Origin of the sequence: Methylomicrobium lacus LW14 (assembly GCF_000527095.1) — a bacterium.
In the GTDB taxonomy this organism is placed as follows: domain Bacteria; phylum Pseudomonadota; class Gammaproteobacteria; order Methylococcales; family Methylomonadaceae; genus Methylomicrobium; species Methylomicrobium lacus.
Genome location: NZ_AZUN01000001.1, coordinates 2,082,468 through 2,106,633, shown reverse-complemented (window position 1 = coordinate 2,106,633; position 24,166 = coordinate 2,082,468). Strand labels below are relative to the sequence as shown.

Genomic DNA, 24,166 nt, shown 5'->3' with positions numbered 1-24,166 from the left:
AAGGAAGAAAGAACAGCCAATAATTCCATTATTTGACTACCTATCAATTAGCAAAGGAGGACAACATGGCAAAAATAATTTGTGTCCTGTATGACGATCCTATCGACGGCTATCCGAAATCCTATCCGCGCGATTCCATTCCAAAGCTGACCGTTTATCCCGACGGCCAGACGACTCCCACGCCTGAGGCCATCGATTTTAAACCCGGCGATCTTCTGGGAAGCGTCTCCGGCGAACTGGGGTTGAGAAAATTTCTTGAAGATCTCGGACATACATTGGTCGTGACTTCCGACAAGGACGGTCCGAACAGCGTATTTGAAAAAGAGCTGCACGATGCCGAAATCGTCATTTCCCAACCCTTTTGGCCAGCCTATCTGACCGCCGAAAGAATGGCCAAAGCGCCCAAGCTAAAATTGGCGCTGACCGCCGGCATCGGTTCCGACCATGTCGATTTGCAGGCCGCAATCGATCGGGGCATTACCGTTGCGGAAATTACCTACTGTAACAGCATCAGCGTGGCCGAGCATGTCGTCATGATGATACTGAGTTTGGTACGTAATTACATCCCGTCCTATCAATGGGTGATAAAAGGCGGATGGAATATCGCCGATTGCGTCTCGCGGTCTTATGACCTCGAAGGCATGGAAGTGGGCACTATCGCTGCCGGACGCATCGGTCTGGGAGTGCTCAGGAGATTAAAACCGTTTGATGTCAAACTGCATTATACCGACCGGCACAGATTGCCTGCGGAAGTCGAAAAAGAACTGAACGTCACTTATCATCCCGATGTTGAGTCGCTGATTCGCGTATGCGATGTGGTTACGATTAACTGTCCACTGCATCCGGAAACCGAACACATGTTCGACGATAAGCTGATCGGCAAGATGAAACGCGGTGCGTATCTGATCAACACCGCTCGCGGCAAGATTTGCGACCGCGATGCAATTGCCCGCGCTCTTGAAAGTGGTCAATTGGCCGGCTATGCGGGGGACGTCTGGTTTCCGCAACCTGCGCCGCAGGATCATCCGTGGCGGACCATGCCGCATCACGGGATGACGCCGCATGTCTCGGGAACCAGTTTATCGGCGCAAGCGCGTTATGCTGCGGGCGTTCGGGAAGTCCTGGAATGCTGGTTTGAAGGCCGCCCGATTCGTAATGAATATCTGATCGTCGAGGGCGGCAAACTCGCCGGCACAGGAGAGCATTCCTACAGCAAAGGCAACGTTACCAAAGGCTCCGAAGAAGCGGCGAGATTCAAGGCTTCATAATCACCGGCGGAAACATTTTTTAAACCCGCGGGCGTAACGGGATATTCAAACTTCCGGCACACAGAGGCCGTTTCCGGCCTGCTAAGCCCGCAAGTCAACCCCTTATACGGGAAGGCGCCCAGCTTCTCGACCATCCTGATCAGCATACAGCTGTCGCTCGACCTGCGGTAGCTGGGTTTCATCGTCAATTCCCGGCGCATAGCCGTTGAGCACGGCCAATTCCTTGACATTCTCAGTCACCCCTAGCAACTGATAGCCCTTGTCGTTTTCGGCATCCCAGACCACGATGGCGACGGATGGATTCTCGCTCACGTTCCGCACCGTGCCCGGGCAGAACCATTCCTGCACAGCCAGTTGGTTCTCGGACGCCAGCACGACCTTCGCAGCGGCCGCGACATGGGGCATTCCCTCGGAGTCGGTCGTAGCCACGAAGACATGTTTCAAACTTCTGGCCAGATCCACAGCCGCCTGCAACGTCTCCACCTTCATAGCACACCTCCCGGACTTGGCTTAGGCATGCCTACAGTTCTATGGGCTATTATCATCCTCATTCTCGTCATCGCTGTTCGCATTATTTTGCAGCGCGCCAAGCTTTGTGATCATCACAATAGTGAGTACGACAGCCAACGCCATCACGATTTCAAACACCATCCTCAACATTGCGGCCACCTTTTCGGGCTTTTTTTAGCCAAGTTCCTGCATGCGTAAATAACAGGTAACAAACGGACGAAGAGAACCCCGTCCGTTTGTATTGGGTTAAAAATTATTTATTGCCGGCCTTGATATGTTCCTCAGCTTCTTCGGCGGCTTTTGTAGCGGCATCTACATGTTCCGCACCTTGCATTTTACCGTGCTCTATCGCCGACTCCAGTGATTTAACGGCGGCGTCCATATGCGTCTTGGATTCACCCGTTGCGACTCCGGCCGCCGCATTCGCATGTTTTAATGCTTCAGTGGCATGTTCTACCAAAACCGGGCCATGCCCGGCTTTTCCCTGCTCAATCGCCATTTTGGTATGATTCAAAGCCGCATCGGCATGCTCTTCAGCAAAGGCCGAAAAACTTAGAAAACTCAATAAAATCGCGCTTATTAATGCTATTTTTTTCATAGTGCCCTCTCATGTGTTTTTTATTGACGGATAATCCTGACTTGCGAAAATTCGCCAGGGATCAGGAGACTATTTACTCTGTATTACCAGTTTATCCTCACCCTTGGCTTCAATGCAGACCTTTCCCTGCTGCATGGGTGGGCATGTCACAGACCCATAGGAACAGAAAACACAACAATCGCCCGACTTGGGCTTAAGCAGGGTTTTGCAGGACATGCATTGATAAAAAAACAAGCAGGCATCAGTAGGCATGATCTCTGGTTCGGCATACCCACACTCTGGACAGGTTATCGTCGATTCCAGAATAACACTGTTATCAGAAAGAACGCTGGCAGCCTCGGTAAGTTTTGAACACATGGCGCATGCCTCTCTTTATCCATTCTTAACAAAATGATACCGGTTTTTCCAAAATGAAAAAAATACCTATTCCTATGAGAAAACAAACGACGTTAAGTTCAAAATCCAAAATTGAACACAAATCTCGCATTCCACCGAAACTAAATCCGAGACTCCTGTGTTCCTAACTTTTATTGCACCCGCCAGGCACCAACCATGATGAAGCCGGCTTATCGTGCTTTGCATAATCCGCGCAATCGCGCGTTCATTCTGCGCCTCTCCTCGGCAATAACTTTCCAAAAAGCATCCGGAGTTCTCACGCCATGTGACGCAATAAGTACCTATGCAAAATTAACCCGGTATTTGCCACCCAAATTTTCGAAAATTTCGCCTAACGCAGAGCGCATCGTTTCAAAACAATGGTAGGCGGCCCAGGGCAACCACTCGTATTTGATTTTCTTCCATAATATCTCGATTGGATTCAGTTCAGGCGAATAAGTCGGGAGGAACCAGGTCCAGACACGAAACCCCAACCACTCCCCGCTGGCCTCCTCCACAGCTTTGCGATGCACCGAAGCGTTGTCCATGACGACGATGGTCAACTTTTCAGGGCTGCGCAAGCGGACGGAAACGTTCATCGCCTCCATGATCTCCTTGTGTGTGACCGAGCCGTCCACCGTGTGGAAATAGGCTTCATTGTTCCGGTTCAGGAAACCGATGACATTTGTCCGGCCCGACACATTGGCGGGTAGGCGCAAGGTTTCGCCCTTGGGTTGCCAGGCGTAAGGCACGCAGGAACGGGAACTAAAACCGCTTTCATCAAGGTAGAACACATCAAGATCTCCCGCCGCTTCGTGCTCATGGAAGGCAGTCAATATCCGCTTTCCTTCAGGCTGCGGCGGCAGCGCTTCCACCTCCAGCCTTTTTCTTTCAACCAGCGTCGAACCGTGTCCTGTGAGAGGGTACACGCCGTCCGCTCCTGGAATTGCTCGCACAATTCCCGAAGTTGGTGAGGCGCGTCTTGGATCGCCTCGAACAGCCATTCACGGTCGCCCTCCGTCCCCTTGCGGGGTCGCCCAGGGTGGTCTTGGTCGCGAAGGCCTAGCAAACCGTGCTGCTCCCATGCCCTCAGCCATCCCGACACCGTATCCCGATCTACAGCAAATATGTCCGACAACTGGGCTAAACTGTAGTGCTTACCACTCAATAGAACCGCATGCGCCCGCTGCCTGAAACGCGGCCACGGTGCGTAGCGGGAAGCATCCAGCAACGTACGCCTTTCCGCTTCGCTCACTCCCTTCACAAACTTCATTTACCCCTCGAAAACCAGCTATCATACAGGCTCATTTTTCCTGGTTATCTATGCATATCTACTTACTACAGATGATTACCTCCAATTAAATGAAAAACAATAGCTAACAAGAAAAATACTATGCCAAACACAATTAGAGCGTACAGAAAGTAGTGTTCTCCAGAAGTAAGATATACAATTGAGCCGTGTGTGTTTAAAGGATAGACTCTCCCACTTTCAGGTTGTGCTATTGTAGTCCTGTTGGTATCAAAGTATTTCCAAACAAAGAATGATGAAAACCAAAAAAACAAAGACAATATGCCAAGTATGAGTTTAGGTGTATTATTCATGAGTTTTTCGCGGCATAGATACCTGAATCCGTGCTCACTTTATGAAAATTCTTTGTACAACAGATGGATAGACGCAAATTGCATTCACCCAAAATGATTCTCAATTGGAGTCTAACTATTTGAAATTCATTGTAAATATGAAATCAGAGCACGGATTCAGGATAAATAAATGAAGTTATTAACAGATTTTCGATGAGAATCGTTTCAATTAAGTTCACAATCGGGCCTGAATTTTCTAGGGAAGGGAATTATTAAGTCAGGCGTTTGTCTTTTGATTTGAGGTTTTTTACAGGAGAAACCAACATGAAAATGCCAAAAATCGATAAAGTAATGGTGGGCGAAGCTCTGGTCGGCGAAGGTAATGAAATGGCTCACGTTGATTTGGTGATGGGGCCGCGCGGCAGCGCCGCGGAAATTGCATTTTGTAATACGCTGACTAATCAGAAACGGGGCGATAATGCCTTACTGGCGTTGGTCGCGCCCAATCTTATGGCTAAGCCCAATACTTTACTGTTCAACAAAGTTGAAATAAAAAACGAGAAGCAGGTAAACCAAATGTTCGGACCTGCAGAACGCGGCGTGGCCAAGGCTGTGGTCGATAGCGTCAAAGAGGGAGTAATACCGATAGAAGAAGCTGACGATATATTTATCTGCGTGGGTATCTATATTCACTGGGATGCCCAGGACAATAATAAAATCCAGGACTGGAACTATGAAGCCACAAAGCTGGCGATCAAACGCGCTGTCGAAGGAAAACCGACGCCTGTCGAAGTGATTTCCCAAGAAGACGTGATGCATCACCCGCTCGCAGCACACGATTAAAGCGGAAATCGGATAAAAACAAACTTTACCGTGGAATTCGGATTTTACCGTTTTGCGCCGGATTTACAAGGATGACTCTTTCGAATGGCTTGGTTAAAACCATGACGTAAACTGCGGATTTGGCGAGACAATCCTCATGGCTTGTCTCGCCGGGCCTGCAAATACTCCCAGCTTCTCTTTGGGGCTCATAACTTGGCACGCGATTCAAGATGCTTTTCCGCGTGCCGGAGAAAGCCCAATGAGATGGAATGCATAAAGGGAGCCACTCTGATGACGTTAGCTGATTATTCGCTACCTTGTAGGAGGTAATATGTGGGCCAAATTGATTGATATCGTCGAAACAAAATGGCACGAAAGCCTGACTCCAAAACATCATTTAGCGAAAGCTATTAATACTCTTTATGGGGCTATGTCCAACTGCCATATCGCTTTTCAGTATTTTGAGAATGACCAAAATGAGCAGAATTTTGCTAATTTTGCCTTTGCTATCGATGGCATGATTTCAACGCTCAAGAACTTACACCCCACATTGAAAATCTTTGATCAAGAACTCGCTGATCGATTGAACAATTATGCTATGGGCTCAGACCGGATCGCCGCCATGAGTCATCCACGGGATCTTGTAAAGTCTCAAATCAGATTTCTTAGGGAGCTCGTTCATGAGGAATCCAACATTATTGGACTTCCAGAAGAAGATTTCACAGCATTTAGGGGCGCCAAGGATCAGTTGAGCAAATTCATTAGCACAAATCTCACGATGTCTGAAATTTTTGAGCAGCCATAAAATGATCTTGTCCATCAGAGTTTTCTTAAGGATTTGATAAAAAATAACTTCCGTTATTACGCTCATGATCTACGTTATTGCCATAGGCTAACGCGGCCAGTTGCGCTCCGCGCGCATTCCCAAGCTCCAGCTTGGGAATGCGGTCAGGGAAGCTCCAGCTTCCCATCTTGCCAAGCTAGAGCTTGGCAAGATGGGTTCCCAACGTTGACGTTGGGAACCAGCATGGTATAGGGACGTTATTATTAGCAGAATCCTGAGTAGATATTTTTGCCGTTGGCTTCGGCTCCGCTCAGTTCACCCTATGTTGTCAACCCGGCATTGCCAATTTGTGCTCGATGCCGCGTTTCCGTCGCTTTCCGAAGTCAGTGTCTATACTTGAACTATATTTTTTAAACTTAGCTTTCAGGTCAACGCAGGGCTTTTTAATTCATGGGGCAAGCAAAATCCATTATGAGCACAGCAGATTGGCTTTCGCAGGAAGAAATTGAGGGGTTGCTGGAAAGCGTGGAGGACGGCGGTTTTGCAAGCGTAAGCCAGGAGTTTCTCCTGCAGGACGAGATCAAACCCTATGATTTCAGTAGTCAGGAAAGAGGGGTTCGGCGCGGACAGATACGGACCCTGGAGATGATCCATGGCCGCTTTGCCGGCGCTTTACGCACGTCTTTATTCCAGTGGTTGGGGCGGGCTCCGGATGTCGTCGTTTCCGGGATTCAACTGCAAAAATATGCCGATTATATGGACCGGCAGCGCTCCCCGGTCAGCCTGAATAGTGTCCGGATGGCCCCGTTGCGGGGGCGGGCCTTGATCGTGATGGATCCCCTGCTGGTGTTTACCGTCGTGGACTATGTCTTCGGCGGCAACGGCCACTTTGGCTCGCAAGCGCAAGGCCGCGAGTTTACCCGGACCGAAATGCGGGTGATCCGGAAAATTCTGGACAGGGTCTTTAACGGCCTGAAGGACGCCTGGGAGCCGGTGTTGTCCGTCGATTTTGACTATTTGGAATCGGAAACCCATCCGAATTATACGGCTGTCGCCGGCAGGGATGACTATGTGATGACCGCTACACTCAACATCACCCTGGAAGGCAACGGCGGCGATCTGACGCTACTGCTGCCTTATGTAATGATCGAAGCGATCAGCGGCTTGCTGGAGGCTTCCGGCGATGACGGCGAGGATGCCGATCCGCAGTGGCGCACGGCGCTGCGCAATCAGGTGACGGAAGCGAGTATCACCGTGAGCAGCGTGCTGGCGGAAAAAAGCCTGTCTGTCGGCGATCTCTTACGTTTGAAAATAGGCGACATCATTCCGATCGAGATGCCGAAAATCGTGTCGCTACAGGCCGAAGGCGTACCCGTGTTTACCGGCAGGCCGTGCACCTCGGAAGGGCATTGTGCAGTGCAGGTCATTGAAAAAAGTATAAGGACTGAGGCCGTCTGAAGCGGTTCAGGTGTTGAGAATCAGATGAAAGAGTGTGGAAAAAATGACTGAGAGCGATGATGTTAAGGTGAATGCCGGCGAGGGGGAGGAAAGCCTACAGCTTGAAAGTACAAAAACGTCGGCAGCTTCCCAGGACGCGCTGAATCTCGATGCAATTCTGGATGTTCCGGTGACCCTGACGATGGAATTCGGCCGCACCCGGATCAGCATCGGCAATCTGTTGCAGTTGAATCAAGGCTCGATCGTCGAGCTGGATCGTCTGGCGGACGAGCCCCTGGATATTCTGGTGAACGGTACCCTGGTGGCGCGCGGCGAGGTGGTCGTGATCAGCGAGAAATTCGGCATTCGGCTGACCGACATCATCAGTCTGCCGGAACGCGTCAAAAGATTAGCCTGATGCGGGCAAGAATCCTCCTTTCCGTTGTATTATGCTTGCGGCTCGCGGTGTGCGAGGCGTTGCCGGTGAGTGTGCCAACGGGAAATCTGGCCGTCGAAGACATTGCGCTGTGGAGCGTGAGCCTGTTGGCGGTCTTGGGTATTTTGTTGCTGGGTTTTTGGGGGTTCCGCAAGCTCAGCGGCGTTAACGCGGAGGGTGCGGACAAAATGCGCGTGGCCGGCGGAGTATCCTTGGGGCTGTGGGAAAAGGTCGTGCTGTTGCAGGTGGGCAGGAAACAGCTGGTTTTGGGGGTGACGCCGGGCAGGATTCAAACCTTGCATGTGCTGGAAGGCGATGACTGTTTGAATACGACCGACAGGATTCAAGGCACTGATCACGAAAACTCTGGATTAACCGCAGCCAATCATCCGATTCTACGCGTGCCGACTGATCGCGCCGCCCACGTTGCCGAGCACCAAACAGTCAACCAGGCGCCACCAGCCGTTGAGGAGGCGCCTTCACGCTCGTTTTCGCCGGAGGGATACGAAAAATGCCTCGAACAGGTGCGGAGCCTGGTGGATCAAGATCCGAAATTAGCCGCACAAACCCTGAAAGCCTGGATCAGAGATGAATAGCTCCATGGAAAAATTTAACGGAGTCGAACGCGCTTCCTTAGTGCTTTTGGCGTTGGGGCAGCAAAGGGCCTCCGAAGTGTTGAAACATCTGGAATTGAATGACGTGGAGCTACTCGGTTCCCATATGGCGTCGATGAAGGCGGTTTCACTGGCGATGGTGGAAGGGGTATTGGATCAATTCATGACTTCCCGGCAAAAACAGGCGGCCATAGGCGGCGATGCGGAAAACTATGTTCGCAGCGTGATGGCGGATGCCCTCGGCCCCGAAAAAGCCGAAGCGATGATTGACAGGGTATTGCTCGGCGGCAGAAATGAAGGCATCCAGCGCTTGCAGCGGATGGATGCCCGGACGCTAGCCGATTGGCTTCGCTCGGAGCATCCGCAGGTCGCCGCCAATCTGTTGTCCTTGCTCGACGGCCAGCGCGCGGCGGAGGTGATCACGGCCTTACCCGAGGAAATGCGCCCGAATCTCGTGATGCGGATCGCCTCGCTGGAGGGGGTGTCGCCGGAAGCCTTGCGGGAACTGGATGAAGTGATAAGAGAACAATGGGCCGGCAAGCAACAAGACAAATCCTCGCTTGTCCGTGGCATCAATGTCGCCGCGAATATTTTGAATTATTTGGATAACCCTATCGGCAGCCAGGTGCTGGACGCTATTTCCGGCAGCCATTTCGAATTGGCGCAGAAAATTCAGGACAAGCTGTTTGTCTTCGAAGAACTGATCAATCTGAATGATCGGGGCATGCAAAGCTTGCTGCGCGAAGTGGCGACGGATCGGCTGTTACTGGCGCTGCAGGGTGCGAGCGAGGGTCTTAAGCAGAAAATCTTCAGCAATATGTCAAGGCGCACCGCGGAAATGCTGCGCGATGACTTGGAAGCCGCGCCGCTTGCCCGGCCTGGCGAAGTCGCGGCGGCGCAAAAAGAGATTTTGCTGATCGTCAGAAGCCTGGCCGATTCGGGGGCGGTCGTATTCGGAAGCGGTGATGATCCGGCGAACTAGATTATCAGCCGTTGTGGTATGCGAATAATGCGTAAACTCAATGATGTGCGAAAACCTAAACGTTATCGCTCCCCAACAATCCTTCCTTGAACGCCTTGATTTCCCCGGCCGGCCCCATCACCACCAGCACATCGCCGGCATTCAGCCTATGCTCCTTGTCGCCGACCGCGAAATGCAACTGCTCGCCGATTTCCTTATCGACGACGCCGAGCAGGATCAGGTTATGACGCTCGTTTAATTTCAGCGCGCTGGTTTTGCGGTTTTCGAGCCAAGAGCCTGCCGGGATTTCGATTTCGGCGATATTCAGATCGTGCCGCCGGTGCACGGTCTGATCCAGGATGTGGGTGATTTCCGGTTTGGTCAGAATTTCATAGGTTTTGCGTCCGCTGATTTCGTAGGGATCGATGATTTTGCTCGCGCCGGCGGCCAATAATTTCTCGGAGGCGTCCGGCGCATCGATGGTCGCGATGATGTTCAGGTTCTTGTCGAGCGCACGTGCCGACAGCGTCAAAAACACATTATCCGAGTCGGCCGCGAAAAAACAGAATAAATAATCGATGTCGACGCCGATACCGAGCGTATGCAGCGCGCTGTCATCGCGAAAATCGATCACTTCGGCGGCGAAACCCTGGTCAGCGATGAACTCCGCATCGTGACGATTTTGCGCGGCGTAAATCACAGAGCTGGTTTCCTTGTCGAATCGGGACAGCGCTTCCAGCGCCATACGGGGATCGCCGAATACCGCAATTTTTTTCATTTTTTCCTGCCCAGGTTGAAGCGGCTTTTTTCGATCTGATAGCGAAAATACTCGATGCCGATCTGTTTGCCTAAAACGACCAGCAAATCGCCTTCCTGCACCTCGAAAGTGTGTTTCGGGTTGAAATAAAAATGCCGGTCCTGCATCGGATAACGCTCATGTTGTTTGAGATGTGCGGGATGGGCGCTGATCACGCCGATCAGCATCAGCTTGCTGTGACCGAAATCGATGTCGGTGATTTTTTTGCCGATGATCGAAGAGCCCGGATGTGCGCCCACGGTGTCGAGAACGAACTCTTTTTCCTCGTGCATGATGCCGACGATCGCTTCAAAAGCGACCGGTTGCCCGACATATTCTGCGGCGGCCATGCCGGCGATTTCGAACGGTTCGATCACATGATTCGCGCCGGCCTGATACAGTTTACGGACATTGTCATGCAGGTAGGCGCGCGAAATGATCCGAATCGCGGGATTCAACTGGCGGCTGGTCAGCGTGATGTAAACATTGCTGACATCGTCGCCGGTCGTGCATAAAATCGCCGAGGCGTTGCGGTTGATGCCGGCCAGGGTCAGTACGTCGTTCTTGCTCGCATCGCCCTGGATGGACAGATAGCCGAGGCGTCTGGCGTCTTCTATATGATGATCCAATTTATCGATGATCACGAAAGGCTGTTGATGCTCGGCAAGCTGCCGCGCGATATGCATGCCGACCCGGCCGAAGCCGCAAATGATCACAACCCCTTCGAGCTGGTGCAATTCCGCATACACCTGATTCTCCCTGAGGTCATTCACTTTATCGTTAAAGGCCGAGACGATGATCGAGGTGAAGAATGACAACACGCCGAGTCCGGTAAAAATCAGCCCCATCACGACCAGGCGCCCTCCCGGGGTTTCTGGGGCGATGTCGCCGTAGCCGACCGTCGACATGGTCACGACGGCCAGATAGAAGGCGTCGAACAAGTCGTTGACGTGACCGCCGTTTTCCGGGTTCTCAAACAAAAAAATGGCGGTGCTGCCGATAAAAAGCAGCAGCCCCAAAAATACCGCCAGGGTGTAAAGCTCAAAGCGTTTGTTAAAAAGGATCTGCGTGAACAGCTTGATGCTGTTGATGTAGCGGAACAGCTTGAACAGGCGGAAAATCAGAAACACTCGCAAAACGCGCAAAGGCCGGTAGCTGGGCAGGATGGCCAGCAAATCGATCAGCGCCAGCGGGCTGAACGCATAGTCGATTTTTTTCGCCGCGATCGCGGTTAACACCTTGTGTAGCTTGAACGGAATATCCAGGTATTCCGAGCGCTCGTAATGATCCAGGATGATTTGATGGCTGTCGTTATGAATCCAGGCGCGCAGGAGATATTCGAGGATGAACAGCGCGACGATGCAATCTTCAAAGACCAGATGCCAGTGCGGCGGCTGATGGCTGACTTTATCGATCTGCAGGAACACGCTGATGATCACCAGCACGATCATGAAAACATCGAAATAAGCTTTCGGCCGGCTCTGCGGGATCAGCAGCAAGCGCCGGAAAAAATGTTTGGTGTTTTGATACCGTGCCGAGGTTTTCAGGAAGTAGGCGAGATAGACCAGCAGTCGCGTCAGCATGTCGGCAGGGAGGATTTGAGATTAACCGTTGACTGGCCGCGGCCCAGGCTCACCTGGAGCGAAAGGCATTTGGGGCAAGCGTTGCGGTGATCTTCCGGGCCAGGCTTTCGACTCCTTTCAGGGTCAACTTCTTGTCGCCGCCTTTGATCTCGGAAACATAATCGCCGACCAGTTTGCCCTGCCGTACATCGACCAGATGCGCCATCAAATAGGCGAACAGGTAGCTGGGCTTGTGCAGCCTGCCGACCACGACATAGTCGGCGTCAACCGACCTGGCCAGTTCGGCGGCCAGGTCGTGGTGATCGAACAGGTAGCCGGGGCCGGCGGCGGCCTCGGCGATGTCGCGGCGATCGATCTGGACGATCGGGTAGCCTGCTTTTGCAAGCTCCTGTTCCAGCAGCGGCTTGATGCTGGCGGTACGGGCGATTTCGGCCGGAATATAGGGCGCGGGAGTCAGATCCTTCAGTTCAAAATCGAGCACCGCGATGCGGGGGGCCGCGCTGCAATACAGCGAGGACAACAGCAAAAATGCAGACAGGCTGCCTGATGCCAGTTTATGACGACACATGGCTGCAAGCTGTGTTGGAGTGCCGGCGTTTGGCGTCCGCCAGCAGTTTCAGGCGGATAGACGCATAAAGCGATTCCAGATAAGGGCAGGGCACATGCGCGCGCCCCGCCGCGCGTATCGCATTGCCGAGAATCGCCTCGGTTTCCAGAGGCCGGCCGTGTTCATAATCGAGCAGCATGCTGGTCTTATAGGGCGGCATCCGGTAGGTCTTTTCGATGTTTTGTTCCACCGCATCGATAGGCAAGGGGTGGCCCAGGGCTTCGGCAATCCGGCAGACGTCCTGCATGATATGGCGCACGAAAGGCTCTTCGCTGTGCAGGATTTCGGCCGTGCTGAGTCCGCCGGACAGCACCGACAACGGATTGAAAGGCGCATTCCAGACGCATTTGAGCCAGCGTTCGGCGACGATTGCATCGCTCGCATTACAGTCGATGCCGGACTCCCGAAACAAGCGGCACAATTCCAGGGTTTTAGCGCTGACCGAGCCCGGCAGGTTGCCCAGCGCCAGACGGCCGTAGGCCAGATGCGCGATCTCTCCCGGCCCGATCCGGTTGCAGCAGATGAACGCCAGGCCGCTGACGACTTCGTTATCGGGGAAGGCCGCGAGCATTTCCTGTTCGATATCGACGCCGTTCTGGATGAATACGATCGACGTTTGCGGCGCGACCACGGGGCGCAGCAGCGCGGCCCGATCGGCGCCGGGCAGTATCTTGGTGCAGAGCAGCACATAGTCCGCAGGCCCTTGAAAGTCCGCGGCGTCCTTGAGCACTGCTTTCGGCATGAAGCGATAAGTGCCGAGATCGGCGCTGTCGATCGTGAAGCCGGATTGTTTGACCGCGTCATAATCGGAGCGGCAGACCACCGACACTTCCGCGCCGGCCTTCGCGAGCAGCGATCCGTAAAAGGCGCCGATGGCGCCGGCGCCGACGATCAGTACTTTGCTAGCTGGGGTTTTCATCCAAAATCTGTTTCAAAAAAGGGATGGTCAATTTGCGTTTGGCGGACAGGGAGGCCTGGTCGAGGCTGTCGAGCAGACGCCATAAGGACGCCATCTCGCGGTCGGCGCGGTTCAACAGGAAGCGCCCGGCCTGCGGCGAAATCTCCAGTCCCATGCGCCGGGCTTTATATACCAGCGCGGCAATACGGCCTTCATCGTCCGGCGTTTGTATGTTCAAACCGAGCCCCCAATTCAGGCGCGTTTTCAAGTCGGGCAATTCAATCGCCAAGGCTTTGGGGCTGACGCCCGAGGAGATGATCAGCCTATGCCCGAGGTCCCGGTGCCGATTGAAAAAATTGAACAAGGCCACCTCCCAGTCGGCAAGGCCCGCCACCGCTTCGACATTGTCGAGGCAGACGAGTTCGCAGGCTTCGAGGCCGTTCAGCAATTCGGCGGAAGACTCGGCGGCTTGATGCAGGTCGAAATAAAAGCTCGCAAGGCCCAGCTTTTGCGCCTCGTGGCAGCAAGCCTGCAAAAGGTGGCTCTTGCCGAGGCCGGCTTGTCCCCAGAGAAAAATGAACGTTTCGCCGCTGCCGTCGACGCAGTGTTGCAGATGATTCACGACGGCCGAATTTACGCCCGGAAAAAAGTCCTGGAACGTTTGATTGGCCCTGAATACGAACTGCAACGGCAGTTGTTTCGCCATGATTCAGCGGGCTTTCCCGCGAGAACGGAGCGTCAGCGCCGAACCGAAAAACAGCAGCAGGCTGAACAGGATTTCAGACCCCGCCAGCCAGCGGGCGCCGGCATTCGCGTAAATTTCGACCGCGCCGTGCGCGAAATACAACAGGCTGATGAAGCCGGCCCAGGCATAGCTTTTCGGGTTGAACGCCAGCAAGCCGCGCACCAACAGCAACAGCGGCGCCACCGTGACGATCAGCACCAGCGCGACCGGTAATTGCGGTGCAGCCGCCAGTACGGTCGGCCACAGCATCATCAGCGCGAACAGCCCGAAATAACCGCTGAGCGTCAGATAACGAAAGAAGATCGGCGCCATCTTGTTCAAGCCGGCATGCCCGCCTTCAGCGCTTTTGCAGTGAGCGCGAGGCGTTTGCCGAGCGCCCGGCACAACGTCTTTTCGGGGTCGCTGAGCCGCGAATTCTTCTCTTCCAGATGGCTCGGTCCGTACGGCGTGCCGCCCGATGTCGTCTCGCGCAGCGCCGCCTCGGTGTAGGGCAGTCCGACCAGCAACATGCCGTGATGCAGCAGCGGCAGCATCATCGACAACAGCGTGCTTTCCTGGCCGCCGTGCAGGCTGCCGGTCGAGGTGAACACGCCGGCCGGTTTGCCCGCCAGCGCGCCCGAAAACCAGATCGGGGTCGTGCTGTCGAGGAAATATTTCAACGGCGCGGCCATGTTGCCGAAATGGGTCGGACTGCCCAGCGCCAGGCCGTCGCAGTTTTTCAGATCGTCCAGCGTCGCATACACCGGGCCCTGCGCGGGAATCCGTTCGGCGGTTTTTTCGCACACCGCGGACACGTCGGGCACGGTCCTGACCACAGCTTCCGCGCCGTCGACCGTTTCGACGCCGCGCGCGATCTGCATCGCCATGTCGGCGGTCGCGCCGTTCCGGGAGAAATAAAGCACCAGGATTTTGGTCATCGTTACAGGATCGCGAGGATGTTTTCCGGCGGCCGGCCGATCGCGGCCTTATCCCCGATCACCACGACCGGGCGTTCGATCAGAATCGGGTTCTCGACCATCGCGCGGATCAGCGTCTGCCGGTCCAGCGATTTGTCGAACAGGTCCAATTCATCGTAAGGCTTCTCTTTTTGGCGCATCAGGTCGCGCGGTTCAATCCCGAGTTTTTGCAGTATCTCGTCGAGTTCTTCCGCGCTCGGCGGATTTTTCAGATATTCGACAATCTCCGGTTCAATACCCTTGTCCCGCAACAGTTGCAGCGTTTCCCGGGATTTGCTGCAACGCGGATTATGATAAATTTTAACTTTCATAACGGCTGCCTTTGGCGCTTCGGCGCTCTTTCAAATAAAAAAGTTATAATAACATTTCTCGCACAAACTCTCGCTGAAAAAGGGGTTATCTTGACAACACGCATTGCGGATCGCATCGCCGATCGCACCAAACAATACTGGCTGCTCGCCCGTTTCGACCGGCCCATCGGCACGCTGATTCTATTATGGCCGACGCTGTGGGCGCTCTGGATCGCGGGGCGCGGCAAGCCGGATGCGCTGGTGTTCACGGTGTTTTTCCTGGGCGTGGTGCTGATGCGGGCCGCCGGCTGCGTGATCAACGATTATGCCGACCGCGATTTCGACCCGCATGTCGAACGCACCAAACAGCGCCCGATCGCGGCCGGCCGCGTCCAGCCGAAGGAAGCGTTGATCCTGTTTGCGGTGCTGACTTTAGTGTCGTTCGGCCTAGTGCTGCTGATGAATCCGCTCACGATAGGGCTGTCGTTCATCGGCGCCTTTCTCGCGGCCAGCTATCCGTTCATGAAACGCTTCACGCATCTGCCGCAGGCCTACCTCGGCATGGCGTTCGGCTGGGCGGTGCCGATGGCGTTCGCCGCGCAGACGAACACGATTCCTCTGGTCGGCTGGCTATTGTATCTGGCCGTGCTGCTCTGGGCGCTGGTTTACGACACGATGTACGCGATGGTCGACAAGGACGATGATCTGAAGATCGGCGTCAAATCGACCGCAATCCTGTTCGGCGACTATGACCGTCATATCATGGGAGCGTTGCAGATCGTGATGCTTGGCCTGTTGGTGATTGTCGGGCGCATGCAGGAACTGGGTCTGTTTTATTACGCCGGGCTTCTGGTTGCGGCGGGGCTAGCCGGTTATCAGCAGAAACTGATATTCCGCCGCGAAAAAACGCTCTGCTTCAAGGCGTTTTTGAATAACAACTGGTTTGGTCTGGCGGTTTTTATAGGATTGGTGCTGGATTATCTGTTTGTTTAGACGGATGGGTGAGAAGGCCTCATGAACTCGTTACATAAAATTCCTTCTCGGTGTAAAACTCTGGGCTTGAACTGAAGGCTTAAAAAATTGACCTTAACTTAAATCCGACATAAATAGGCAGACTTCGACCCCTATGTGTAGTGGCAAACTATGTGTATATGCAATTTTACCGTTGAGGTCCACCCTTGAGTGCTGTCACTTGGGGCAAACCTCAACTACACATAATTACAGCGCCTGAAGAAACTGCATCAATGTATCGTCATCAGGATGGTAACGGCAACTTTTTGTTTCCGGTGATTGGAGCCTTGCCAGCGCTTTATTCTTCATCGCCAAGTCGGCCTCTACGTACCGATGGGTAGTGGTCGTGCTCTCATGTCCCAGCCATAGGGCAATCACGTTAAAAGCCACACCCGACTGGAGTAGATGCATGGCCGTGGTATGACGGATGGTGTGTGGCGATATCTTTCGTTTGGAAAGACTGCTCATCGTCTGGGCAGCATGCGCGACTGCAAGATTGAGTCGCTGCGTGACGTTAAATCGCGACATTGACTGGCCATCTCGATTCGGTAACAGTGGTGAATCAACGCTTAACGTTGGGTTGTGCTTTAACCAAGCTCGAATTTCCTGGATCGTGCTTTTCCATAAAGGTGTTGAACGCTGCTTACGGCCCTTGCCGCGCAGATGGACACAAGCCGATTCACCCATGACGATATCACCGACCTTGACGCCAATGATTTCAGAAACGCGAGCACCGGTGTTGTAAAGTAGGGTCAGCAACAGATGGTCACGCTGGGATGTCCAGGTTTCACCGGGTTGGCCCAAGATTGCTAACATCTCCTCGCGGCTCAGAAAACCCAACATGGGGCGTTCGAACCGCTTCATGGGGATACCCAACGCCTGTTCGATGACAAAAAATGACGATACATCGCGTCGGGCGGCGAATTTCAAAAATGCACGTAAGGCGGTCAGCCTCAAGTTCCGGCTACGCACTGCGTTGTGGCGATGCTGCTCTAAATGGTCCAAGAAGGCCAGGATCAAATCCGGCGTTATATCCGCTAAATTCAGCGCCGTCGGCATTTTACCCAGGTGATGGCGGGTGAAATCCAGGAATAGCAACATGGCATCCCGATACGAGGCAATCGTGCGCGGACTCATGGCACGTTGATTGACCAGATATTCGGTAAAAAACTGCTGGACCAAAGCCGAGAAGGAGACTGGATGGGGTGCTGTTGTTTTAGTCATGGCCTGTCTCCGGTAGCTGCGCAAAGGCTTCAAACCGATTGGCCGCCCCGGCCATGAGCTCAGGAATGCCAGTGAGATACCAGTACGTATTGGTGACCATGGCATGCCCGACATAGGTAGATAATGCCAGCATCTGTTGGTCGACATTCGTGCCTTGGGTTTGCCACAGCAGTATACGGCGGACTATAAACGTATGTCGCAAGTCGTGAATGCGCGGGCCATTGTGAGCACCCCGATTAATCCAGCCCAAGTGATTGCGTATAGCGATGAATACGCGATGAACTTGCCTTTGACTGAGCGGTTGTCCTAGCCGTCGGCCACGATCGCCCACAAAAAATCGTGTCTCATCGGACACCTCGATATGACGATTTCGTAGTGATTGGTATTGCCTTAATGCATCCACCGTGCTGGGATGGAGCGGTACATAGCGTGATTTGGCAAATTTGGTTTGCCGTATGGTGAGTATGCCAGCCTTTAGATCGACATTCGAATCCAGTAAATGCAAGGCTTCGGAAATTCGCAGACCCGTGGACGCGAGTAACCCGAACAACGTCTCGTAAGTGGCACCCCTAAGCCCTGGAATAAAGGAATCCAGGTTATGCGCGGCATTCAGCAAGTCGATAATCTCCTGCCCGCTATAAATGTGCGGCGCTAATCGCTGGCCGACTCGGCCAAAGAGACTGTCGTCGGGCACCTCGGTGCGCGGCTCAAATTGTCGCAGGTAACGGCAAAACGAGCGCAGATGCTTCAACCGCCTCGCCCAGGTGGTAGGATCAGCGCTATGTCCCTGGTCTTGTCGTGCCCAATCTGCCATCATCTCGACGGTTAGCGGTTCTTGGGTGTTCAAGGCATCAATATAATGAGCAAAACTGATAATCGAGTAGCCAGGCGAGCGCAAGCCAAAGCCTAGTCGCCGCCGTTCATGCAAGTAATTTTCGGCATGGGTGGCCATCGTGATAGGGGCATTCATGACGCACTCCCAGGCCAAGGCAAAGCGACTGCCGCCAGGTTCTGGCTGTCGAGTTTGGCGTAAACCAGCGTGGTATTAAGTGACCGATGCCGTAAGACATCCGCGACTTCTTTGAGGGAACTACCACTCTCCAGGAGTCTGCTAGCCATGGTATGCCGCAGAAGATGCGACCGCGTATAGGGTAAACCCGCACGCGCATAAGCCTGACGGATCGATTTTCGGATCAGATCAGGGCCGACAGGCTGATCGCGTGGCGCCACGTTACGCACGAACACCGCACGATTGCTGGTGGGTGGTCGTTCATACTTCAGGTAATCGGCAATCGCTTGACCGGTGGCTGCTGGTAAGGGCATGATAGCTTCACGTCGACCCTTGGTGCCACGTAGTGTAATTGTCGCCGCAGACCAATCGATGTCATCCAGTCCAAGGTAAGCGACCTCGCTACTGCGTAAGCCAAGGTCCAATGCGCAATGCACGATGGCCGCCGTTCGGAGCGCCGCCGGGCCATCCTGCGCAAGCGCACCTAATAAGCGTTCAACTTCGTGCTTGGTCAGGGTTTTCGGTAGCGAAGCTTGTTGCCAGTTGGCCGGAAAACTGGTGGCACCTATTAAATGATGGACTGCATCGCCCAGGGTAGCGCGATAGCGAAAATAACTGCGTAATGCCGAAACCGATGCGCCGATACTGGACGCCACACGACATTGCGAGCTTTGGCTGGCTATGAACTGGCGAATCTGGTTTGCTTTGATCGCAGCAATCACGACCTCTCGATCAGCAAACTGCGCTAATAGCAGGCAGCGAACGACAGCAAGATACTGTTTACGTGTTCTGGCAGCGAGTCCACGCACATGGCTCATGTGGTCATCGAATCGTCGAAGCTCCTCGTCTACGGGCGTTTGGCCTATCGATGAATCGGCGATGATGGCGTTGACCCGCAGAACTCTCAGTAAATGGCCCAGTGCCGCATGTAAATCCTTGGCATCAGAGAATGCCGGTTTCTCGCAGCAGCAGTTCGGCAGATGATCATCCAGAAAACGCTGGATTAGCCTTTCGTCGATGGTTTTGACATCAATATGGCTCTCGGTAAGCCAGTGAGCAAAATGGGTCAGTCCGGCAAGGTAATTATTAATGGTATTGAATGCATAGCGGCAGTCGAACAAGCGCAGCATAAAAGCATCAACGAAAGGAGCTAATTGGCTTTCAAGCAGCCAACTGCTGGTATGGTGATTAGAATACATGGCAATCTCCTGAGGTGAATGAGTTTTCACTTCAGGACTTCGGCAAAACTATGTCAAGCTACGGATAAAGCATCTCGGCTCAAACCCAGTCGCGCTCAATCTCTCAGGCAATAAAGATCAACAAGCTACACATAGTTTGCAACTACACATAGGGGTCGCTATGTTAAGCTCAACATAGCGACCCGTTGCGGTCTTTCGATCAATCTGTTTCAATGGCAGCAATTAGGTCATTACCGGCCATTATTACTGATCGCTGATGATAAACAGAAAGAAAAACCCTATGCTAACCAATCAGCTATTATACGGAAACTATTGAATTACTAGTTAGCCATATTCCGCGATGAATGCGGTGCAACCACTAAAAACCATTAATCACATCTAAGACAGCGATACCGTGAAAATAAAAAAACTCCGCCTGATGAATGGATACAAGAGATTTCATGATCTCACGATCGACCTTGGAGACAATCCTAAAAGGATAATTGCTCTTGTTGGACCAAACGGTTGCGGAAAGAGCAGCGTTCTAGATGGAATTCTCTTCTTCTTTAACGCCTACAACAGAATCGGGAACAAAGGCGGGAAAGATTACGAATACCACTCAATGAACAAGACGCCAAATTACAGTTACCAAAACGTCACTATTGAGTTTATGGAAGGATCTTTCGGTGAGGTTCAAGACGCCAAGAAGAAAATCGGAAGAGAAAAGACCATGTTTTCATTCAGGAGTCCCTATAGGTATAACAATTACCTCAAGGTAAAGGAGTCAAGAGCAACTGCGGAGCTGTGGCAAAACAGCTATGGTGCCACCTCAGCTTCGGATCTCGATGACAAGATGGAGGAGAACTACAGGCGACTATATGTCGAGTTCAATAAGTACATGCACGCAACAGACTGCCGACCGAGCGAAGCAAAGAAAAAAATAATCGGTGATTTAAATACTTCGATCAGCAAATGCCTTGATCTCGAGATCTCAAGTCTTGGAGATATTGAAGCATCACGAGGGACGTTATATTTCAAGAAGGCAGACCATCCGAACGAGTTCGATTTTAATGTTCTGTCATCGGGCGAGAAGGAGGTTGTTGACATACTGCTCGATCTTTATCTGAGGAAAGAAGATTATAACGACACAATATTTCTTCTTGATGAGCCAGAGCTGCACATAAATACGAGCATTCAAAAAAACCTGTTACTCGAAATTGATCGCCTGATTGGCGATAATTGCCAAATCTGGCTAACTACGCATAGCATCGGTTTCCTGAGAACACTGCAAGAAGAGTTAAAAGACAAATGCCAAATCGTTCGATTTCATGGTGGAAAAGATTATGCCTCACAGACGCATGTCTTAACTCCTATGAAGACAACAAGAGTGAACTGGAAGGATATTTTCGAGATTGCGCTTGATGATCTGGCTCACCTCATTAGTCCAAAGAAAATAATTTACTGCGAAGGGCGAGATCAACCAGGAGCCGCAGGAAGAGAACGAGGGCTTGATGCACAAGTCTTCAACAATATCTTTTCAGACAAGCACCATGATGTGGTATTTGTCTCTAGCGGCGGAAATACGGAACTAGACCAAAGAAGCGATATCGCACTCGCCATACTGAGCAAGGTGTTTTCGACTTTAGAGATTTTGGTCTTGAAAGATCGCGATATGGCCTCTGGGAAAAATACCACGGAGAAGGACCGACAGCTTTATCTTGACAACCATCCTGCTAATCATCGCGTGTTGAAGCGCTGGGAAATCGAAAATTATCTCTATGACGAGGAAGTGCTAAAGCGTTACTGCAATGAGAACGAGCTTGAGTTCAATGCAACTGCATACGCTGAGCTCGTAACAGATATCGTTAATCAGAATCTCAAAGATCATACAGGACGGATAAAGAATATTTGTGGAATAACCACAAGCGTGAATCCCGAGAGCTTTAAGCTCAATTTATCGGCGCACATTTCGGAAGACATGAACATTTACAAAGAGCTCGAAGAGTGTCTGTTCAATCTAGGATAAATCCTTCTCCGAGGCGCTGGCTAACACTTCGAACCGGACAACCGAAACGGCCGTACGGCGGATCACTTGTAGGGTGGATTCGCCGCTAGGCAATCCACCATTCTCGGAGCCAACCAATCCGAATTTCACCCGGACCTTTCTTACCGAGATTTATCTTTTCGGTTTTTTTCATATTTTCGAAGACTGAACACTAGGCAATGGCGGTTTGCTGGCGCGAAACCGCCCTACGCCTACCCTCTGCTAATCTTATTTTTATTTGGATCCGGGTGGGCAGCAATTTTCTGTCCACCTGTTTATTTTAAATGGTGGGCAAACGGTGAAACTGTTTGCCCACCTCGGCTTCTTTATCTTTTTCCATTAATGAGCTTTACTTTATTGAATGTCGAATTGCAGGCTGGCGAGCTTAGCGTACAGCCCGCTCTGTTTGCGTAAATCCTCGGGAGCACCGGTTTCGACGATACGTCCCTGGTTCAGGACGATGATACGGCCGACCTTCTTCACCGTGGCCAACCGGTGGGCAATGATCAGGGTGGTACGCCCCCGCATGGCCGTGTTCAAGCCTTCCTGCACCAGGATTTCGGATTCCGCATCCAGGGCGCTGGTGGCTTCGTCGAGCAGCAAAAGCGGCGCATTTCTCAAAATCGCCCGAGCGATGGCGATACGCTGGCGTTGTCCGCCGGATAAGCGGGTACCGCGTTCCCCCAGAAAGGTCTGATAGCCTTCCGGCAGGCGGTTGATGAATTCTTCCACTTGCGCCGATTTTGCGGCGGCGATGACTTCATCATCGCTGGCATCAGGGCGGCCGTAACGAATATTTTCCAGGGCATTGGCCGAGAAGATCACCGGATCTTGCGGCACGATGGCAATCCTGTTGCGTAATTCCTGTAAGGAAAGTTCGCGAATGTCCTGCCCGTTGAATCGAATGGCGCCATCCGATACCTCGTAGAAACGCAATAAAAGCTGGAACAGGGTGGACTTGCCCGCACCGGAAGGGCCGACGAGCGCGATGCTCTCGCCCGGAGCGATAGCGAGCGTGATGCCTTCGAGCGCGGCCGTCTGCGGTCGCGACGGGTAACGGAAGGTGACATGGTCAAAGCGAATCTCGGCTATTTCGGGGCGCGGCAGCGGTTGCGGCACATTGGCTTCGACGATGGCGGGTTGGGCATGGAGCAGTTCCAGTAAGCGCCCGGTTGCCCCGGCCGCCCGCATGATATCGCCCCAGACTTCCGCCAGGGTGCCGACCCCGCCCGCCACCAGGACCGCATACAGCACGAAGGACGCCAGTTGTCCGCCTGTCATGCCGCCCTCATGCACCAGGTTCGCGCCGATCCGCAGCACGAAAATAATCGATCCCATCACGGCCATGATAATTAGCGCCGTCAGCGCCGCACGCACCCGGGTGCGCCGGATTGCGGTCTTGAAACTCATTTCCGCACGCTCGGAGAAGCGTCGGGTTTCCCGCTGTTCCTGGGTATAGGCCTGGACCGTCGGTACCGCGTTCAGAATCTCGCCGGCCAGTGCCGAGGCATCCGCTATTTTGTCCTGCGATTCGCGGGAGAGCTTTTTCACTTTGCGGCCGATCGCTAAGATGGGCAGCGTCAATAAAGCCATCAGGCCCAGATTCAGGGAGAACAGATGCAGACTGGTCACCGCCAGCATGACCATGCCGCCCACAAACTGGAACAGGCTTCTGAGGCCCATCGAAACGGAGCTGCCGACCACGGTCTGGATCAGGATGGTGTCGCCGGTCAGGCGCGACAGCACTTCGCCGGTTTGCAAAGTCTCGAAAAATTGTGGGGACTGTACCAGCACCCGCGCATACACCGCCGTGCGCAGATCTGCCGTGACTCGCTCTCCTATCCAGGTCACGGTGTAATATCGCGCCGAAACGGCCAACGCCCACAGGCTCGCCAATCCGAACAGAACCGCGAAGCGCCCGTTCAGGCTCAGCGAACCCAGCAGCCCGGCGCCGGCGTGTTGCCGTTGCCCGAAACCGAAATCGATCAGATCGCGAAACGCCAACGGCACCAGCAGGATGGTGGCCGAACCGAGGCACAGCAGCACAAAAGCCAGCGCTATTCTGCCGCGGTAGGGGCGCATGAAAGGCCACAAAGCCTTCAGGGAAGACAGGTGTCGAGGGGAGTCGGGTTGGATCGATTTCGAGAGTAACATCCGTAGCCGGTGTTTGAGGGGCCGGGTTTCATTTTCTCATGGCTTCGGGAGTCGAAACGAGAAAATATTCGCGAGGGGAATTAACCTGAGAATCTCTTCGGAATATGGTAGCGGAATTTGCTATTGTATAACCTCACCGCTAAGCGATTGAGGAGGGCATGATGAAGTCATCTATTCTGATACTTCTGATTCTGGGTTTTCTCGCGGGATGTGAAAATACCAAAGGGCAAAACCGACACGATCCGAATCATCATGAAAAAGCGGTGCAAAAGCAGCGTGAATAAA

The 24,166-nt window shown here is 53.0% G+C and carries 28 protein-coding genes and 1 pseudogene; 11 read left to right on the top strand and 18 right to left on the bottom strand.

Annotated features, from left to right (window positions below; translation table 11 throughout):
* Positions 1-65: 65 nt before the first annotated feature.
* Positions 66-1,268, top strand: a complete 1,203-nt coding sequence (locus tag METLA_RS0109525) for an NAD-dependent formate dehydrogenase (RefSeq protein ID WP_024298332.1) — start codon at positions 66-68, stop codon at positions 1,266-1,268.
* A 102-nt stretch (positions 1,269-1,370) separates the two neighbouring features.
* Here the strand turns inward: METLA_RS0109525 and METLA_RS0109520 are convergent, their stop codons facing one another.
* Positions 1,371-1,757, bottom strand: coding sequence for a pyridoxamine 5'-phosphate oxidase family protein (locus METLA_RS0109520; RefSeq protein ID WP_024298331.1), 387 nt, complete (start codon positions 1,755-1,757; stop codon positions 1,371-1,373).
* Positions 1,758-1,784: 27 nt separating this feature from the next.
* Between METLA_RS0109520 and METLA_RS22575 the strand changes: the two genes are divergently transcribed.
* Complete coding sequence (locus METLA_RS22575; protein WP_152539413.1) at positions 1,785-1,976, top strand: hypothetical protein; 192 nt, start codon at positions 1,785-1,787, stop codon at positions 1,974-1,976.
* Between the two features lie 55 nt (positions 1,977-2,031).
* Here METLA_RS22575 and smbP read toward each other — a convergent pair whose 3' ends face one another.
* From smbP to METLA_RS23960, 5 genes and pseudogenes are all read right to left on the bottom strand, one after another.
* A complete protein-coding gene (gene smbP, locus METLA_RS0109510) occupies positions 2,032-2,376 on the bottom strand; it encodes a small metal-binding protein SmbP (protein WP_024298330.1) in 345 nt (114 codons plus the stop codon).
* Between the two features lie 69 nt (positions 2,377-2,445).
* Positions 2,446-2,733, bottom strand: a complete 288-nt coding sequence (locus tag METLA_RS23515; RefSeq protein WP_084480111.1) for a GDCCVxC domain-containing (seleno)protein — start codon at positions 2,731-2,733, stop codon at positions 2,446-2,448.
* Positions 2,734-3,053: 320 nt separating this feature from the next.
* The gene (locus METLA_RS0109505; protein WP_161635402.1) at positions 3,054-3,626 is read right to left on the bottom strand and encodes an IS630 family transposase; all 573 of its coding nucleotides are present in this window, start codon (positions 3,624-3,626) and stop codon (positions 3,054-3,056) included.
* Positions 3,584-3,709, bottom strand: a complete 126-nt coding sequence (locus METLA_RS23965) for a winged helix-turn-helix domain-containing protein (RefSeq protein ID WP_425411758.1) — start codon at positions 3,707-3,709, stop codon at positions 3,584-3,586. Before METLA_RS23965 ends, METLA_RS0109505 begins: the two co-directional genes overlap by 43 nt.
* Positions 3,704-4,024: pseudogene (locus METLA_RS23960) on the bottom strand (helix-turn-helix domain-containing protein); the annotation flags it as partial. The gene METLA_RS23965 and the pseudogene METLA_RS23960, both read right to left, overlap by 6 nt.
* Before the next feature lie 638 nt (positions 4,025-4,662).
* Between METLA_RS23960 and fae the strand changes: the two are divergent.
* The 6 genes from fae (at position 4,663) to fliG (ending at position 9,407) form a co-directional block, all read left to right on the top strand.
* Positions 4,663-5,175: a formaldehyde-activating enzyme gene (gene fae / locus METLA_RS0109495; protein WP_036282313.1), complete on the top strand. Its 513-nt coding sequence runs from the start codon at positions 4,663-4,665 to the stop codon at positions 5,173-5,175.
* 310 nt (positions 5,176-5,485) lie between these two features.
* Entirely contained in the window at positions 5,486-5,959 is a 474-nt protein-coding gene (locus tag METLA_RS0109490; RefSeq protein WP_024298326.1) for a hypothetical protein, read from the top strand.
* Between the two features lie 450 nt (positions 5,960-6,409).
* Entirely contained in the window at positions 6,410-7,396 is a 987-nt protein-coding gene (gene fliM / locus METLA_RS0109485; RefSeq protein ID WP_024298325.1) for a flagellar motor switch protein FliM, read from the top strand.
* Between the two features lie 43 nt (positions 7,397-7,439).
* Entirely contained in the window at positions 7,440-7,793 is a 354-nt protein-coding gene (fliN, locus tag METLA_RS0109480; protein WP_024298324.1) for a flagellar motor switch protein FliN, read from the top strand.
* A 65-nt stretch (positions 7,794-7,858) separates the two neighbouring features.
* Positions 7,859-8,407, top strand: a complete 549-nt coding sequence (locus METLA_RS21940; RefSeq protein ID WP_245598771.1) for a FliO/MopB family protein — start codon at positions 7,859-7,861, stop codon at positions 8,405-8,407.
* Positions 8,408-8,411: 4 nt separating this feature from the next.
* Positions 8,412-9,407, top strand: coding sequence for a flagellar motor switch protein FliG (gene fliG / locus METLA_RS0109470; protein WP_245598770.1), 996 nt, complete (start codon positions 8,412-8,414; stop codon positions 9,405-9,407).
* Between the two features lie 55 nt (positions 9,408-9,462).
* Here the strand turns inward: fliG and METLA_RS0109465 are convergent, their stop codons facing one another.
* The 8 genes from METLA_RS0109465 to arsC are packed head-to-tail and all read right to left on the bottom strand — an operon-like array spanning position 9,463 to position 15,282.
* Positions 9,463-10,164, bottom strand: a complete 702-nt coding sequence (locus tag METLA_RS0109465; RefSeq protein ID WP_024298321.1) for an NAD-binding protein — start codon at positions 10,162-10,164, stop codon at positions 9,463-9,465.
* Complete coding sequence (locus METLA_RS0109460) at positions 10,161-11,765, bottom strand: potassium channel protein (RefSeq protein WP_024298320.1); 1,605 nt, start codon at positions 11,763-11,765, stop codon at positions 10,161-10,163. The genes METLA_RS0109465 and METLA_RS0109460 overlap by 4 nt, the downstream gene beginning before the upstream one ends.
* Before the next feature lie 49 nt (positions 11,766-11,814).
* A complete protein-coding gene (locus METLA_RS0109455; RefSeq protein ID WP_024298319.1) occupies positions 11,815-12,333 on the bottom strand; it encodes a DUF2380 domain-containing protein in 519 nt (172 codons plus the stop codon).
* The gene (locus tag METLA_RS0109450) at positions 12,320-13,291 is read right to left on the bottom strand and encodes a ketopantoate reductase family protein (protein ID WP_024298318.1); all 972 of its coding nucleotides are present in this window, start codon (positions 13,289-13,291) and stop codon (positions 12,320-12,322) included. Before METLA_RS0109450 ends, METLA_RS0109455 begins: the two co-directional genes overlap by 14 nt.
* Positions 13,275-13,976: a DnaA regulatory inactivator Hda gene (gene hda / locus METLA_RS0109445; RefSeq protein ID WP_024298317.1), complete on the bottom strand. Its 702-nt coding sequence runs from the start codon at positions 13,974-13,976 to the stop codon at positions 13,275-13,277. Before hda ends, METLA_RS0109450 begins: the two co-directional genes overlap by 17 nt.
* A gap of 3 nt (positions 13,977-13,979) precedes the next feature.
* A complete protein-coding gene (locus METLA_RS0109440; protein ID WP_029646556.1) occupies positions 13,980-14,327 on the bottom strand; it encodes a DUF2069 domain-containing protein in 348 nt (115 codons plus the stop codon).
* A gap of 5 nt (positions 14,328-14,332) precedes the next feature.
* Positions 14,333-14,932 carry an NAD(P)H:quinone oxidoreductase gene (gene wrbA / locus METLA_RS0109435; protein WP_024298315.1) on the bottom strand — a complete coding sequence of 200 codons (600 nt, stop codon included), beginning with the start codon at positions 14,930-14,932 and terminating at the stop codon, positions 14,333-14,335.
* A gap of 2 nt (positions 14,933-14,934) precedes the next feature.
* Positions 14,935-15,282, bottom strand: a complete 348-nt coding sequence (arsC, locus tag METLA_RS0109430; protein WP_024298314.1) for an arsenate reductase (glutaredoxin) — start codon at positions 15,280-15,282, stop codon at positions 14,935-14,937.
* A gap of 90 nt (positions 15,283-15,372) precedes the next feature.
* Between arsC and ubiA the strand changes: the two genes are divergently transcribed.
* Positions 15,373-16,254: a 4-hydroxybenzoate octaprenyltransferase gene (gene ubiA, locus METLA_RS0109425; protein WP_024298313.1), complete on the top strand. Its 882-nt coding sequence runs from the start codon at positions 15,373-15,375 to the stop codon at positions 16,252-16,254.
* A 225-nt stretch (positions 16,255-16,479) separates the two neighbouring features.
* Here the strand turns inward: ubiA and METLA_RS0109420 are convergent, their stop codons facing one another.
* The 3 genes from METLA_RS0109420 to METLA_RS0109410 are packed head-to-tail and all read right to left on the bottom strand — an operon-like array spanning position 16,480 to position 19,704.
* Complete coding sequence (locus METLA_RS0109420; RefSeq protein WP_024298171.1) at positions 16,480-17,496, bottom strand: tyrosine-type recombinase/integrase; 1,017 nt, start codon at positions 17,494-17,496, stop codon at positions 16,480-16,482.
* Positions 17,489-18,466 carry a tyrosine-type recombinase/integrase gene (locus tag METLA_RS0109415; protein ID WP_024298170.1) on the bottom strand — a complete coding sequence of 326 codons (978 nt, stop codon included), beginning with the start codon at positions 18,464-18,466 and terminating at the stop codon, positions 17,489-17,491. The genes METLA_RS0109420 and METLA_RS0109415 overlap by 8 nt, the downstream gene beginning before the upstream one ends.
* Positions 18,463-19,704: a site-specific integrase gene (locus METLA_RS0109410; RefSeq protein WP_024298169.1), complete on the bottom strand. Its 1,242-nt coding sequence runs from the start codon at positions 19,702-19,704 to the stop codon at positions 18,463-18,465. The genes METLA_RS0109415 and METLA_RS0109410 overlap by 4 nt, the downstream gene beginning before the upstream one ends.
* 394 nt (positions 19,705-20,098) lie before the next feature.
* On the opposite strand from METLA_RS0109410, the gene METLA_RS0109405 reads away from it, so the two are divergent.
* Positions 20,099-21,709 (top strand): AAA family ATPase, encoded by a 1,611-nt coding sequence (locus METLA_RS0109405; RefSeq protein WP_024298312.1) that lies wholly within the window; start codon positions 20,099-20,101, stop codon positions 21,707-21,709.
* Positions 21,710-22,081: 372 nt separating this feature from the next.
* Here METLA_RS0109405 and METLA_RS0109395 read toward each other — a convergent pair whose 3' ends face one another.
* A complete protein-coding gene (locus METLA_RS0109395; RefSeq protein ID WP_245598769.1) occupies positions 22,082-23,809 on the bottom strand; it encodes an ABC transporter transmembrane domain-containing protein in 1,728 nt (575 codons plus the stop codon).
* Between the two features lie 233 nt (positions 23,810-24,042).
* On the opposite strand from METLA_RS0109395, the gene METLA_RS23735 reads away from it, so the two are divergent.
* Positions 24,043-24,165: a hypothetical protein gene (locus tag METLA_RS23735; protein ID WP_281171944.1), complete on the top strand. Its 123-nt coding sequence runs from the start codon at positions 24,043-24,045 to the stop codon at positions 24,163-24,165.
* Position 24,166: the final 1 nt, after the last annotated feature.

Excerpts from the sequence above, each read along its gene's own strand:
- METLA_RS0109525 (WP_024298332.1), top strand. The coding sequence starts at position 66 with ATGGCAAAAATAATTTGTGTCCTGTATGACGATCCTATCGACGGCTAT.
- METLA_RS0109520 (WP_024298331.1), bottom strand. The coding sequence starts at position 1,757 with ATGAAGGTGGAGACGTTGCAGGCGGCTGTGGATCTGGCCAGAAGTTTG.
- METLA_RS22575 (WP_152539413.1), top strand. The coding sequence starts at position 1,785 with ATGCCTACAGTTCTATGGGCTATTATCATCCTCATTCTCGTCATCGCT.
- smbP (WP_024298330.1), bottom strand. The coding sequence starts at position 2,376 with ATGAAAAAAATAGCATTAATAAGCGCGATTTTATTGAGTTTTCTAAGT.
- METLA_RS23515 (WP_084480111.1), bottom strand. The coding sequence starts at position 2,733 with ATGTGTTCAAAACTTACCGAGGCTGCCAGCGTTCTTTCTGATAACAGT.
- fae (WP_036282313.1), top strand. The coding sequence starts at position 4,663 with ATGCCAAAAATCGATAAAGTAATGGTGGGCGAAGCTCTGGTCGGCGAA.
- METLA_RS0109490 (WP_024298326.1), top strand. The coding sequence starts at position 5,486 with ATGTGGGCCAAATTGATTGATATCGTCGAAACAAAATGGCACGAAAGC.
- fliM (WP_024298325.1), top strand. The coding sequence starts at position 6,410 with ATGAGCACAGCAGATTGGCTTTCGCAGGAAGAAATTGAGGGGTTGCTG.
- fliN (WP_024298324.1), top strand. The coding sequence starts at position 7,440 with ATGACTGAGAGCGATGATGTTAAGGTGAATGCCGGCGAGGGGGAGGAA.
- fliG (WP_245598770.1), top strand. The coding sequence starts at position 8,412 with ATGGAAAAATTTAACGGAGTCGAACGCGCTTCCTTAGTGCTTTTGGCG.
- METLA_RS0109465 (WP_024298321.1), bottom strand. The coding sequence starts at position 10,164 with ATGAAAAAAATTGCGGTATTCGGCGATCCCCGTATGGCGCTGGAAGCG.
- METLA_RS0109460 (WP_024298320.1), bottom strand. The coding sequence starts at position 11,765 with ATGCTGACGCGACTGCTGGTCTATCTCGCCTACTTCCTGAAAACCTCG.
- METLA_RS0109455 (WP_024298319.1), bottom strand. The coding sequence starts at position 12,333 with ATGTGTCGTCATAAACTGGCATCAGGCAGCCTGTCTGCATTTTTGCTG.
- METLA_RS0109450 (WP_024298318.1), bottom strand. The coding sequence starts at position 13,291 with ATGAAAACCCCAGCTAGCAAAGTACTGATCGTCGGCGCCGGCGCCATC.
- hda (WP_024298317.1), bottom strand. The coding sequence starts at position 13,976 with ATGGCGAAACAACTGCCGTTGCAGTTCGTATTCAGGGCCAATCAAACG.
- METLA_RS0109440 (WP_029646556.1), bottom strand. The coding sequence starts at position 14,327 with ATGGCGCCGATCTTCTTTCGTTATCTGACGCTCAGCGGTTATTTCGGG.
- wrbA (WP_024298315.1), bottom strand. The coding sequence starts at position 14,932 with ATGACCAAAATCCTGGTGCTTTATTTCTCCCGGAACGGCGCGACCGCC.
- arsC (WP_024298314.1), bottom strand. The coding sequence starts at position 15,282 with ATGAAAGTTAAAATTTATCATAATCCGCGTTGCAGCAAATCCCGGGAA.
- METLA_RS0109420 (WP_024298171.1), bottom strand. The coding sequence starts at position 17,496 with ATGACTAAAACAACAGCACCCCATCCAGTCTCCTTCTCGGCTTTGGTC.
- METLA_RS0109415 (WP_024298170.1), bottom strand. The coding sequence starts at position 18,466 with ATGAATGCCCCTATCACGATGGCCACCCATGCCGAAAATTACTTGCAT.
- METLA_RS0109410 (WP_024298169.1), bottom strand. The coding sequence starts at position 19,704 with ATGTATTCTAATCACCATACCAGCAGTTGGCTGCTTGAAAGCCAATTA.
- METLA_RS0109395 (WP_245598769.1), bottom strand. The coding sequence starts at position 23,809 with ATGCGCCCCTACCGCGGCAGAATAGCGCTGGCTTTTGTGCTGCTGTGC.
- METLA_RS23735 (WP_281171944.1), top strand. The coding sequence starts at position 24,043 with ATGAAGTCATCTATTCTGATACTTCTGATTCTGGGTTTTCTCGCGGGA.